At 42.9% G+C, this 13,490-nt stretch carries 9 protein-coding genes and 1 pseudogene; 7 read left to right on the top strand and 3 right to left on the bottom strand.

Annotation, left to right across the window (positions count from 1 at the left end; translation table 11 throughout):
- Nucleotides 1–188: 188 nt before the first annotated feature.
- Entirely contained in the window at nucleotides 189–2,108 is a 1,920-nt protein-coding gene (locus tag Q7J27_12480; GenBank protein MDO9529954.1) for a GNAT family N-acetyltransferase, read from the bottom strand.
- 201 nt (nucleotides 2,109–2,309) lie between these two features.
- Here Q7J27_12480 and Q7J27_12475 point away from each other — a divergent pair, with 201 nt between their 5' ends.
- A complete protein-coding gene (locus Q7J27_12475; protein ID MDO9529953.1) occupies nucleotides 2,310–4,196 on the top strand; it encodes a GNAT family N-acetyltransferase in 1,887 nt (628 codons plus the stop codon).
- A gap of 115 nt (nucleotides 4,197–4,311) precedes the next feature.
- Here the strand turns inward: Q7J27_12475 and acs are convergent, their stop codons facing one another.
- A complete protein-coding gene (gene acs, locus Q7J27_12470) occupies nucleotides 4,312–6,306 on the bottom strand; it encodes an acetate--CoA ligase (GenBank protein ID MDO9529952.1) in 1,995 nt (664 codons plus the stop codon).
- A gap of 389 nt (nucleotides 6,307–6,695) precedes the next feature.
- Here acs and Q7J27_12465 point away from each other — a divergent pair, with 389 nt between their 5' ends.
- The 4 genes from Q7J27_12465 to istB all read left to right on the top strand — a co-directional run bounded on the left by Q7J27_12465 (nucleotide 6,696) and on the right by istB (nucleotide 10,829).
- Complete coding sequence (locus Q7J27_12465) at nucleotides 6,696–8,642, top strand: cache domain-containing protein (GenBank protein ID MDO9529951.1); 1,947 nt, start codon at nucleotides 6,696–6,698, stop codon at nucleotides 8,640–8,642.
- A 266-nt stretch (nucleotides 8,643–8,908) separates the two neighbouring features.
- The gene (locus Q7J27_12460) at nucleotides 8,909–9,388 is read left to right on the top strand and encodes a hypothetical protein (protein MDO9529950.1); all 480 of its coding nucleotides are present in this window, start codon (nucleotides 8,909–8,911) and stop codon (nucleotides 9,386–9,388) included.
- Nucleotides 9,389–9,403: 15 nt separating this feature from the next.
- Nucleotides 9,404–10,096 carry a hypothetical protein gene (locus Q7J27_12455; protein MDO9529949.1) on the top strand — a complete coding sequence of 231 codons (693 nt, stop codon included), beginning with the start codon at nucleotides 9,404–9,406 and terminating at the stop codon, nucleotides 10,094–10,096.
- A complete protein-coding gene (istB, locus tag Q7J27_12450; GenBank protein MDO9529948.1) occupies nucleotides 10,089–10,829 on the top strand; it encodes an IS21-like element helper ATPase IstB in 741 nt (246 codons plus the stop codon). The genes Q7J27_12455 and istB overlap by 8 nt, the downstream gene beginning before the upstream one ends.
- A gap of 300 nt (nucleotides 10,830–11,129) precedes the next feature.
- Here the strand turns inward: istB and Q7J27_12445 are convergent, their stop codons facing one another.
- Entirely contained in the window at nucleotides 11,130–11,813 is a 684-nt protein-coding gene (locus Q7J27_12445; protein ID MDO9529947.1) for a response regulator transcription factor, read from the bottom strand.
- Between the two features lie 308 nt (nucleotides 11,814–12,121).
- Between Q7J27_12445 and Q7J27_12440 the strand changes: the two genes are divergently transcribed.
- Together Q7J27_12440 and Q7J27_12435 are read left to right on the top strand one after the other, a co-directional pair.
- A complete protein-coding gene (locus Q7J27_12440) occupies nucleotides 12,122–12,820 on the top strand; it encodes a CAP domain-containing protein (GenBank protein ID MDO9529946.1) in 699 nt (232 codons plus the stop codon).
- A 311-nt stretch (nucleotides 12,821–13,131) separates the two neighbouring features.
- A pseudogene (locus tag Q7J27_12435) lies at nucleotides 13,132–13,281 on the top strand (AbrB/MazE/SpoVT family DNA-binding domain-containing protein).
- The last annotated feature ends 209 nt before the right edge of the window (nucleotides 13,282–13,490 follow it).

Below are 13,490 nucleotides of genomic sequence, written 5' to 3'. Positions count from 1 at the left end.
CCTTGCGAATTAAGCGCTATAAGGCATAAATTAAGTGCATTAATTGTATATACACAAATGCAGTAATTGCTTTCTTGTTCATTGATTTTCCAGCATTCTGTCTTGTAAGGTGTTTATTTATATTTGGGTGAATTATTGCTGATCTTACACGATATTATTTCTATGAAGCGCGGCTTGTTCTGACATAACTAAGAAGGAGAATCTTTGTTTAAATCAAATCTATATACATATACTCCTGAGTCTAATCTCTTTTCTGCAGTAAAACCCATCCTTTCGATAAGTCTGATCGCATGTTTATTGTCGGGCAAAACGACAGCAGTAAAGCTGATGATCCCCCTTTTACCGGCTATGTGATTCATGTAGGCAAACAGTTCGCTGCCCACATGGGCATTTTGATAATCATCATGGATAACAAGGACTGATTCCGCCGTTAAGGTGTTTTCACCAACAATAGTGTATTGCCCCACCCCGATCAGCAAATCCCTTTCTGCTTCTTTAATCCCGACAAGCACAACCATCTTCCGCGTATAATCTGTGGTAACAAAACAATCCTGCAGCACTTCGTGGGGGAAGTCCTCTCTTTTCGTGAGAAAGCGCTTGAATATACTCTGATCAGTGAGGGAACCAAAAAATTGTTTGAGCCGGGGTTCATCTTCCACCTTAGCAGGTCGCAGAAAGATGCTCAGGCCTTTTCTGGTGGTACGCTTTGTTTCCAACTCCAGCGGATAGTGTGCTTCTTTACCTGAGGGGAAAACCTGGTCCTGATAAACAAGTGAACGATTTTTAGCCGCAGCGATTAACGAAGGGCGGTAGTCCGGGTGAGCAACGCCGATCAGGGACATGGCCCGCTCACGCAGGTTATTACCATGCAGGTAAGCAATGCCGTATTCGGTAACAACGTAGTGACTATCACCCCGAGTGTGGGTAATGCCTGCGCCTTCCTGCAGTAAGGGAACAATACAAGACCTTTTACCTCCTTCACTGGTGGACGGTAAGGTAAGGATTGATTTCCCCCCGCGAGAGAGGACAGTGCCGCGCATAAAATCGACCTGACCACCGATACCGCTGTAAAAGAGATGACCCATAGATTCAGCTGTGGCCTGGCCAGTGAGATCAAGCTCCAGAGCACTGTTAATCGCCACCATATTTTTAATACGTGAGATTGTTAAAGGATTGTTTGTAAAATCAATAGGATGAAACTCCACCGCAGGATTATTGTCCAGGTAGTCATAAGTCTCCCGGCTCCCCATACAAAACGAAGCCACTGTTTTACCTTTCAATAAGGTTTTGCAGCTGTTATCAATAATACCTTTTTTCATCAGGTCTACAGCACCATCGCCAAGCAACTCAGTATGAATGCCGAGCTGTTTCTTTTCGAGCAGGCTATCCATAACTGCATCGGTAATACACCCATAGCCTATCTGGATGGTATCTCCGTCTTCAATAAGCTGGGACACATAGCCGCCAATACGCCGGGTCACCTCATCGCACACCTGTTCATTGTCTTTATACTCTAGCAACGGTTCATCTTGAACTATTAAAAAATTAATATCATTAATATGAATAAATGTATTACCATATATACGGGGCATTTGGGCATTCACCTGGACAATGACTGTTCTGGCGTGCTGAACCGCCGCTTTGACAATATCAACGCTCACCCCAAGGCTGAAATAACCATGGGCATCAGGGAGAGAGACTTGGATCAGCGCTACATCAAGGGGAATCATTCTGCGGCGAAAGAGTTGGGGAACAGCGGAAAGGAATACTGGTGTATAGTCGGCCATCCCTCTGTTGACAGCTTCCCGCGTGTTTTCCCCGATAAAAAAAGAGTTGTGACGAAAATGGCTTTTGAATTTTTCGTGCGTATAAGGAGCTACCCCTAATGTCCAAACGTGCATAACTTCTGTATCAAAAAAGGCATTTGGGTACTTTTCCAGATAATCAACCAACCCTCCCACCAGGTATTGGGGTTCACCGCAACCTGTCCCCACAAAGATGCGATCACCGGCCCGGACCTGGGAAAAAGCCCTCTTCAGAGAGACAAATTTCTCGGGGCTGCTTGCCCGACACATGTTCAGGTTATGGTAACCCTCTTCTTTATTCATAGGTTATCACCTCTTACAATGTTTCTACAACTCATTAGTGCTAAGGAAGGAATTTCTTCCGCTAAGAAGGTTCGCGGGATTTTTATTTATTTTCGGTCTTTTCAAATCTAATAAACAGTAGTATATTTATTATAGCAACAATTTTCTTTCTTGTATATAATTAAGCAATATTTTGACATTGTAAGGGAAGGGGTTAATATTTTGAGTTCTATTTGGGAAACAGGACAGGAGATTCTGGAATTACGATCAGCTTATCCTGAAAAATTTGTGGCGGAAGAGGACATTTTCCAGCACATGCTGCCCGGTGATCGAATTTTTATCGGGACAGGTTGCGGCGTGCCCCAGCACCTCGTCGACACAATGATAAAGTATGTGGATTCCCATTCCAATTTGTACGAAAATGCAGACCCTCTGCAAATTTGGACACTCGGGGTGGAGCCCTATACGCATGAACATTTTCAGAAGCATTTTCGCCATTATTGTTTTTTTATCAACCAGAGTATCCGTGAAGCTGTGAACGAAGGCCAGGCGGATTACACACCGGTTTTCCTGAATCAAGTACCCTCTTTACTACGTAAAAGATATTTTCCTGTTGATATTGTCCTTATACAAACCTCTTTGCCTGACCATCAGGGATTTTTAAGTCTGGGAATTAGCGTAGACGTAATGAAGGCAGTGCTGGAAAAAGCACCCTTGGTAATTGCACAAGTGAATTCTTACATGCCTCGAGTCCATGGAGAAACATTTATCCATGCCAGTGATGTTGATTTTTTCTTACCCTTTAACGAACCCCTGCTGGAATATAAACCGGAGTTCCCTGATGACATAGCCAGCAAGATCGGTCAATACGTGTCACGACTTGTCCAGGACGGGGATACAATACAGGTTGGATTCGGCAGCATATCAAACGCCATTTTAAACAATCTTTTTGATAAAAAAGATCTTGGCTTCCATTCAGAGCTGCTCAATGATGGCATTGTGGCACTTATGAAAAGAGGAGTGATTAATAATTCGCGCAAGACTTTGAACCCCGGGAAATCTGTAGCTGCTTTTTGCCTGGGCACGAAAGATACTTATGATTACATGCACGACAATCCCGCTGTAGAATTAAGAACTATCGATTATACAAACGATATTCACAATATAGCCGGTCTCAATAACATGACGGCCATTAACAGTGCCCTGGAAATCGACCTGACAGGACAGGCTACATCCGATTCAATCGGCACCTTTTTTTACAGCGGTGTCGGCGGACATGCCAATTTTATGCGCGGTGCAGTGCTGTCTCCCGGGGGTAAGGCCATCCTTGTCCTGCAATCTACAGCTAAAAATGGCAAAGTTTCCCGGATCGTCCCGTGCCTTCAGAGTGGTGCCGGCGTCACATTGACCCGCGGGGATATCCAGTACGTGGTCACGGAATATGGGATTGCCTACCTGCATGGTAAAAACATCAGGGAGCGAGCGATGTCCTTAATAGCCATCGCTCATCCCAACTTTCGACCATGGCTTATTGAAGAAGCGAAAAAGCATTCATACATTTACCCTGACCAAGTTTTTATAGAAGGAGAATACCCTGAAGCACTGGAGACATACCGAACGACCAAATCAGGCCTACGTATCTTTTTTCGCCCGATTAAAATAAATGATGAACCCCTGATTAAAGATTTCTTTTATTCCATTTCCGATAAAAATCTATATCGACGTTTTCTCACTGTTTGCAAGAATATGCCTCACGAACGACTGCAGGAATCCTACCTAAAAATAAATTATGGGCAGGATGTGGTTATCCTGGCTATTATTGAGGAGGAAAACAGGCAAATGGTTGTGGGTATCGGGGAATATTCTGTATACGAAAATCTTACAACGGCAGAACTTGCCCTGGTGGTAAGGGACGACTACCAAAGACAGGGTATTGGGGGTGAGTTATTATCCTATCTCACCTTTTTAGCTGGCAGGCAGGGTATTTTGGGGTTTACCGGCGAAGCCCTGACGGAAAACATGCCCGTTTTCAACCTCTTTGCAAAATCAGGATTTAAGATAGAAAAACAGCGGGATGGGGGAATATACTCTTTTTTGCTCTCCTTATAACGAATGACCTATCAGAGCGATTTAAAAACAAGAAAAAGAAACCTCATTCCCCCCCCCCCCGAATCCTCGGGGGGGGGGTTGCCTTAAACAGAACAATTATTTTTTTAGCTTTATCTTACTGACGTCCCTTTACGATATCATCCACTACGGATGGGTCAGCAAGGGTTGTGGTATCGCCAAGTTGGTCCAGTTCGCCGGAGGCAACTTTTCTCAGGATCCTTCTCATAATCTTACCGGAGCGTGTTTTGGGAAGGCCAAAGACAAACTGCAGCTTGCCGGGAGAAGCGATTGGACCAATCTCTTTTCTGACATGGAGTACCAGTTCTTTTTTGAGGGCATCGCTTGCTTCAATACCGGTTTTCAGCATGACATATGCATAAAGGTCTTCACCTTTAATATCATGGGGAAAGCCTACCACAGCAGCTTCGGCAACTGACAGGTGGGATACAAGGGCCGACTCTACCTCTGCTGTGCCCATCCGGTGACCGGAAACGTTGACAACGTCATCTATGCGGCCAAGGAGCCAATAATAGCCATCTTCATCTCTTCTTGCACCGTCACCGGAGAAGTAGAATCCGGGCTGCTGGATAAAATATGTGCTAAAGAATCTCTCAGGCTCATTGTATACACCTCTCATAATACCGGGCCATGACTGTGCCATACAAAGCTCGCCGCCCTCATTTACGCCAGCCTCTTCGGCAGGCTCATCACCTGAAGAGCGAGGTTTCAAAATAACCGGCTTGACACCGAAGAACGGCAGGGTTGCCGAACCAGGCTTTGTAACCCATGCGCCTGGAAGAGGGGTAATCATAAGGCCGCCGGTCTCGGTCTGCCACCATGTATCAACGATGGGGCACTTTTCCCTACCCACGTAGGTGTGGTACCACATCCACGCCTCCGGGTTGATCGGCTCACCCACAGAACCAAGTACCCTCAAGGATGAAAGATCTCTGCCCTGAGGCCATGTTTCGCCCTCTTTCATCAGGGCCCTGATTGCTGTAGGTGCCGTATAGAAGATATTGACTTTGAACTTCTCTACGATCTGCCAGAACCTGTCCGGATTTGGGAAGGTGGGCACTGACTCGAAAACAACGGAAGTTGCACCGTTTGACATGGGCCCGTACACAACATAGGAGTGTCCGGTTACCCAACCGATATCAGCAGTGCAGAAATGAATATCATTTTCTTGATAGTCGAATACGTATTTGAATGTAGCATAAGCATAGACCATGTAGCCGCCGGTGGTATGAAGGACACCTTTGGGCTTGCCTGTGGAACCGGATGTGTAGAGAATGAAAAGAGGATCTTCAGCGTCCATCATTTCTGCCGGGCAGTCTTCGCTGATGGAGGGATCCGCAATATCCTCTTCGAACCAGCTGTCTCTTCCTGCTTGCATGGGTACATCGAAGTTTTCGAGCCTCTTAACTACGATTACGTTATCCACTGTATGACCCTGTTCTGCACAGAGGTCGCATGCCAGATCCGCATTAGCTTTGGAGTTCACATTTTTACCGGAACGCCAGTATCCGTTTGCCGTGATCAAAATCTTTGCGCCAGCATCGACGATCCTGTCCCGCAGCGCCTCGGCAGAGAAGCCGCCAAATACGATTGTGTGTACTGCTCCGATCCGAGCACATGCCAGCATTACAACCGGTAACTGCCAGATCATGGGTAGGTAAATAGCGACCCGATCACCTTTGACCACTCCTTTAGCTTTCAGGACGTTTGCAAATTTTGATACTAAAGGCAACATTTCTTTGTAGGTGAGTTTCACAACATCGTCTTCAGGTTCACCTTGAAAAAGGATGGCGACCTTGTCGCCCTTACCCTTTTCGATCTGGTAATCCAGACAGTTGTATGAAATATTTGTTTTGGCGCCAATAAACCATTCCACTTCGCCTTTGCTGAAATCTTCCCGGTTAACCTTCTGCCAGGGCTCAAACCAGGAAAGATTTTTTGCCAGGTTACCCCAAAAGGTTTCGGGGTCTTCAATGGATTGCTTCCACATTTTTTCATACTCTTCCCGACTCTTCACGTGTGCCTGGTCGACAAATTCTTGGGAAGGTGGAAACTGCCTTTGTTCGTTCATCATTGATTTCATTTCGTCCATAACCATACCTCCTAAAAATATTAATTGGAAAACAGTTGCCATTCCATAAAAATGGTGTTGTGAATTGCTAAACGATTGTGAAAAAATGCACTTGATAAATTGTAAATTGGCCTCGCACAGAATTATTTATTATCACCTTCCCTTACTGTGAATTTTTAATTATTTTTGAATTGCAGTCATTCGAAATAATTAGCATACGAACCTCTATAAATAGGGGGAAACCATTACTCCTATTTATTATAACATCAAGAATGCTGATGGTAAACACTTATTTTTTCCTTAAATAAAGGATTTAATTGCTTAATATAGAATTAGTAATTAAGGGTTTTACCCTGTAGAATTTAAGATTACGAATTTCTTTTCATACAAAAAAGATAGGAGATAAGCATATGATCAAAAATCTAAACATCTGGCAAAAATTTTTTCTGGGTTTTTTGATAATTGCGGGGATACTTCTTCTTATTACAGGTCAGGCTGCTGTAAGGATATTTCGTACAGGTGTTGAACAACAGGCAGAACTAACTATAAATAAGGATTTGAATTCAGCAAGCAGGCAGTTACTACGTGGTCTTGACAAAATATCCCTTATTTTAAAGTTTATTTCCAATGATCGCAGTTTCAAGGAGGCGATGACAAATAATGATTTATTGTACTTGCAGAGACTTTTACTAGAATATAAGGAGCAAAATGAATTAAGTTTTGCCATCATTACCGATCCTTCCGGAAAGATCATTACCAGTGCTAATAATGATCTTTCTTTTGGAGAACGAATCAGTAGAGATGATTCGTTTTTGATGTTTTTTGAAGGAAAACAGCAAAAAGGAATCATCATATTGGATGAAAATTTTCTTATAAGAGAAAACCTTGAAGAACAGGCGTATATAGAAATTGTTCCTACCCCTGAAGCAAGGAGTTCAAATAAAACAGATGAAACGAAAGGACTGGCCCTCACTGCCTCCATTCCTATATACAACGAAGAAGGTGAAGTTATTGCCATTCTATTGGGTGGAGAGCTTTTAAACCGGGATTTTGATTTTGTCGATGAAATTACCGAAGTTTTTAACGTTACTGCAACAATATTTTTAGATGATGTACGTATAGCTACCTCGATTCGACTGACAAACGATGAAAAAAGGGCTATCGGAACAAGGGTTTCGGAAGAAGTTGCCAGTATTGTTCTGGATCAGGGTGAACGCTATCTGGGCAGAGCCTTTATACTTGATCAATGGTATTTAACAGCCTATGATCCAATTTTTAACAACAGGGAAGAAGTGATAGGAATCTTATATGTGGGTATACCAGAAGCACCTTTTGTACAAATGAGAAAGGACACTATTAACAATTTTGCTTTAGCTACCGGTTTCAGTATTTTTTTAGCAATAGGTTTAGCTTATTTTATTACCTTTTCTATTACGAATCCTCTTAATAAACTTATTACTACCATGCAGAAAGTGGAGCTCGGGGATTTATCGCAGAGGTATCTAAAAAAAGAGGCACTTGTAAGTGACGGAAGCAACTCTTTTGTGCCGTTAGCAGGGTCAAAAGCACTAGATAAAGACAGGAACGAAATTCAGCAGCTGGGAAGATTCTTTAACAAGATGATGGAAAGCTTACAAACTAACTGGAAAAAAAATAAGGAATTGCAATTAAAATTGGAAGAAAAAGAAAAAATGCGTCTTCAACTACTTGAAAAGCTCATCGTTACACAGGAAGAAGAAAGAAAAAGGATCTCCCGCGAGCTTCATGACGAAACCAGCCAGTCACTGACAAGCTTGTTGCTTGGGCTGAAGCTTATCCAGGGAGCTGATGATATCAGGGAGGTACGCAAGCTTGCTGGCAACTTCAGGGAAGTTATTTTCAAAACTTTGGAGGAAATACAATGGCTTTCTTATGAATTAAGACCAAGCGTCCTTGATGATCTGGGTTTGAATGCAGCCTTAAACCGTTATGTAAAAGAGCTTTCCCAGCATGCTAATATTAATATCAAATATGATTTGCAGGAGTATAGAGATGTAAGGTTGGGGTCTGTTGTAGAAACAACCGTATACAGGGTTGTTCAGGAAGCACTTACAAACGTAATCAGGCATGCCGGGGCGCAAAACATTGAGGTATCACTAAAAAGTAACGATAACAACATGGAAGCTATTGTAGAAGACGATGGCAAAGGATTTAATCTTTCTTTATTACAAAATGATAAACAAGCCCTCGGACTTTTTGGTATGACAGAAAGAGCGACACTGGTAGGAGGCGAATTGATCATTGATACTGCCCCGGGAAAAGGAACTAAGATAGTATTAAAAATCCCACTGGATGTTTTTGGTAAACTAGAAATATAGAGAATGGCACCCTAAATGTTAGAGTCTGTGGTACCCAAAAGGAACCACTGCTTACATCCCAGAAGTAAACCTCCTAGATCGCAAATCGAAGGAGGTACGAAAGGAATGAAGACAGTGGTTCAAGTCGATTATATCAGGGAAATACGTAACAAGGAAGGGGTTAGCATTTCAGAGATTGCGAGGCGGTTGAATGTCTACTGGCTGACGGCAAAGAAATACGCAGATGGTGATGCCATTTTCCAGGCTAAACCCAAGCGTAGGCGAGGATGTCCGATGGGGAACTGCTCAAGGCTAGAGATCTGCAATTCATCCGTTTGGAGCATCCCTCCGGTGAGGCACAGGTGGATTTCGGAGAGTTTGATGCCATGGATCCAGCAACCAGTAGAGACATCCGGCGATACCATCTTGTGATGTCCTTCCCTCATAGCAATACCAGGTTGTGCCGTGTTCTCCCTGCTCAAAATAGCGAATGCCTCTTTAACGGATTAGTGTCCATGTTTTACGAGATAGGTGGGGTTCCTCCGTATATCCTCTTTGACAATTTAACTCCCGTTGTCAAGAAAATCGTAAGCCGAACGGAACGTGAATTGACCGATATGTTCTTGGATTTTGCTCGGAAGCATCGTTTCGAATATCGCTTTTGCAATCCTCAGAGTGGTTGGGAGAAGGGCCACGTCGAGGGTAGCATAGGTTATGTCCGCCGAAACTTTCTTACTCCTTTGCCGGCAATCAACGACTTCCTATAATTCAACGACTGGCTCATGGCCGAGCTTCGTGAGGATCGCAAGCAAATGCATTACGAGAAGAAGCAACCGATTGAACTACTGTGGAAAGAGGATGAAGCTATGTTGCTCGCACTTCCGGCGACTCCTTTTGAGGCCATACGGCCGGCAACAGACACAGTAAACAAGTATGGAGAGATATCTGTTGGGGACGAGGTTTATCACGTCCCTAAGGCCCATCACAAGCAGCGTGTGTTCATCAAACTGCATTGGGATAAGCTAGAGATTTTCGACGAATATGGGGAAACCAAACTAGCAGAAAGCCCACGCCAGTATGCGTTCAAGGCGGAAGCCATTGACTGGGCTGCGGAATTGGAAATATATCGGCATAAGCCAAGGGCTATCAAACAAGCCACCTATCTCAAGGCATTGCCGGCGATAGTCAAAAATTACCTCCTTCCGCCCGAGTTCAATGAGCGGCGTAAGCGTGTTAGCAACGTCATCACATTGTTAGAAAAGCATTCCATCTTGGAAGTGGCCGCCACGATTCAAAAGGGCGTAGACTACAACGCCACAGACTTGGCAAGCCTGGTGATGATGTCTGGGTACTGCAAGGCATCCGAAAGCCCCAAACCTATGGCTGAGCTATGGACACCCTCATCGGTAGCGGAATGGAAGCCTGACCTCACTGCCTATGACCATCTGTCACCAGGAGGTGACACCCGTGAGTAGATTGACAGAGCTGTGTAAAGAGCTACGAATCGCTGACCTTAGTTATTTGTCCTCTGAAGTGAAATTCAAGACCACAGAGCAATACTTAACTGAGCTTCTGGAATTAGCGGTGCAGCAGCGACACACGAACCGCATTGAACGCTTGATACGTCAGGCTGGGTTTCCGATAATTGAAACACTGGAAAACCGCACTTTCGAGCGGATTACCTTTCCGACCAGCATCGATCAAGAAGGTTTGCTGGACATGGATTTCATCGAACGTAAGGAGAATCTGTGTTTTTTGGGTAGCTGTGGGACCGGAAAAACGAGCCTTGCCATCGCACTAGGAATCAAGGCGTGCATGCAGGGGAGGTCCGTTCGATTCTATCGAACCATCGATTTGGCCAATGAACTGGTAGAGAAGTATGATAGCGGCAAGGCACGGGGGCTCATTGAAAAGATCGCCAAAGCAGATGTATTAGTACTGGATGAAATCGGTTACGTACCGTTTAACAAAAAAGCCTCTGAGATGCTGTTTTCGGTCATTTCCAACAGTTACCAGCGTCAGAGCATCCTAATCACCTCGAACCTGGATTTTGGCCGGTGGACGGAAATCTTTGGCGATGACCGGCTCACAGCGGCCTTAATCGATAGAATTGTTCACCATTCACACATACTAGCATTCACTGGCCCCAGCATTCGATTAGAACAAGCTATGGCACGGCGAAACTATCAGCCTGAGCGGAAAAACTGAAACTTCTGAAAACTCTCCCCATCCCGAGGGAGGGGGACCCTTCAAGAGAAAAGCCAGGGATGTAAACTCTAAACTTTTAGAGTGCCATTCTCTAAAGAAAAGACTTGCCAAAGACACACTGGACAAAATAGCTTAATAAGTAACGATTTAATCCCTATCTAGATTTGACTATATCCTGATTTTTCTTTTTAATATAAGACCCCCACCGACAAGCATTGCGTAGGTGGGGGTCTTCAATCAGGCGGAGTAGACTCTCCATCTGATTCCCGATGTTTCAGCTTTGCTGAGACGAGTTCACTTTTACACTCCCAATTCTTTTTCTTCATTGCTCAACAATCCTTTTTGGATAGCGTATTCCACAAGTTCAGAACGATAGTTCATATTTAGCTTCTCCCTAGCCCTCGCCTTATAGCTTTCTACAGTTTTGATACTCACAACAAGCCGATCAGCAATTTGTTTATTAGTATAGCCTAGAGCTACAAGCTTAAGAACTTCTTTTTCCCTATTGCTTAACAGTTCTTCTTCACTACCTTCAATGTCTTGATATTCGCTGTGGTGAATATCATATACACCCTTCAAAACAGCCCTGGTTAAAGAGGGATCCAGGAATATCTCATCCCGGTTTACGGCCCTGATAGCAGTGATCAGTTCCACATCAGCCGCTTTTTTTAATATATAACCATCACCGCCCACTTCCAGCACTTTATGAATATAACCTTCATCATCATGCATCGTTAATACTAAAACTTTGATAGAAGAGTCAATTGATTTTAGTTCTGAGAGTATATGGAGCCCGTTAGTATCGTCCAGAGACAGATCAAGCAAAATTACCCTTGGTCTTAATTCAGAAGCCAACTTCAAAGCGTCAATACCGCTACCCGTCTCTCCAACTATTTCCATATCTTTTTGGGAATCAAGCAATAACCTTAAGCCGGTTCGCAATACTGCATGATCGTCAACAAGTAAAATATTTATCTTGTCCATCTTTTCTTTCGCATCCCATCCACTTTTTGTTATGTGAATTATACAACGTTTAATCTTAACTGACAACCAACATCATAGAGAAAGTGTCATAGAGGAAGAATCTCGCAGATAATCCTCGATAAACTTTCTTAAAAACCTTCTTATGTTTTTCATCTTTACCCTACGCATTATTAGGGTTATTACTGTATAGCATAGTTTAATAGATAAATTTTTTAGGGTTTTTTGTCAGTTATATGTTGACAAATAGGGTTTTACCCTGTTATAATGAAGGCGAAAGATGCAAATTGAGAAAAAAGAGGTGATGGCTTGTGAAAAGATTAACAATTAATAATTTCAAATTAGCTCTCGATAACCAGTTACAGATACCCCAGTTTCCCCCAGGTAAAATTTATAATAATACTACAACGTTTTTTCTTTTAGTAATTTTGATGATTTTACCAATTAATATTTTTTCTAACCTACTATTTTCTTTTCAGAGCCAGAGCTTAGCCCAATCTTTTCTTAATTATGAAATGAGATGGGAAAATATCCTGACTACACAAGGAGTATTAGGAGAAAAACCCGAAGAGCAAATTGTTGTCTTTGGTGAAAATGGAGTTTACTTTTTACCGGATTATGAAACTGCATTATTTGAACTTGTTAATGCCACTCGCCTGGAACATGATCTGCCACTCTTTGTGTTAGATATAAGACTGGTTGATTTTGCCAGAGAAAAAGGAGAGGACATGCTCTCCAATGGATATATTGAACATTACTCCCCCAGACTTGGAAGACCAGGACAGCAAGCATCAAGGGATGGCATAGCTTTTACTACTTATGGAGAAAATCTGGCGGGAACCCTGGGAGCAAAACACGTGTCTCCCGAAGTGGCTTTTTATCACCTGATGGAAAGCAAATATCATAGAGAAGCCATTCTTAACGATAAAAATAACCACCATCTTGGTATCGGCGTAGCTAAAGGTTCAGAAGATGGTATGGTATATGTAATGCATTTTATGATGCCTTAACAGGAAATACGTGCCTAGTAAAAGTTCACAAAACTCTTTTTCAAACAAAACAACTTTATCTGCTGTTGAACTCATGATACTTCATGACAGAAAGCGGTACTTGTGAAAAGTACCGCTTTATAAACTGGAAAAATAATAACAGGTAATTCTATTATATTTTATTACATATTTTACTTGTTTATTATTTTTTTTAGTTTTATTCTGACAAAATTTACTTTTTTGTGCAAGATAGGTATTGCTATTCATGGGAATTACTGGTATAATAGCGTCTGACAATATATGTCGAAAACTGTAAAAAGGGGGGCGAAGGGTTGAAGTCGACAGGAATAGTTAGAAAAGTGGATGAATTAGGAAGGGTTGTTATCCCTATAGAATTACGGCGGACCCTGGGTATCAACATAAAAGATGCTTTGGAAATATACGTTGACGGAGAAAAAATAATACTAAAAAAATATGAACCTGCATGCATCTTTTGTGGTAATGCAGATAACGTAAAACAATTTAGCGGCCGTATCGTTTGTCAGGAATGTGTCGACAAAATGTAGCACTAATACTACATTATTTGTAACTACTCAGCCATTAGGTTACTTAGTCGCTCGGGACGCAAAGCATGGGGACGGTTCCATCGTCTTCCCACTAGCTATGGTAAGGCGACACACCCCATTTTTCA

The organism is Syntrophales bacterium (assembly GCA_030655775.1).
In the GTDB taxonomy this organism is placed as follows: domain Bacteria; phylum Desulfobacterota; class Syntrophia; order Syntrophales; family JADFWA01; genus JAUSPI01.
Note: the sequence above shows the minus strand (reverse complement) of the source record. Positions and strands in the feature narration are given on the sequence as shown.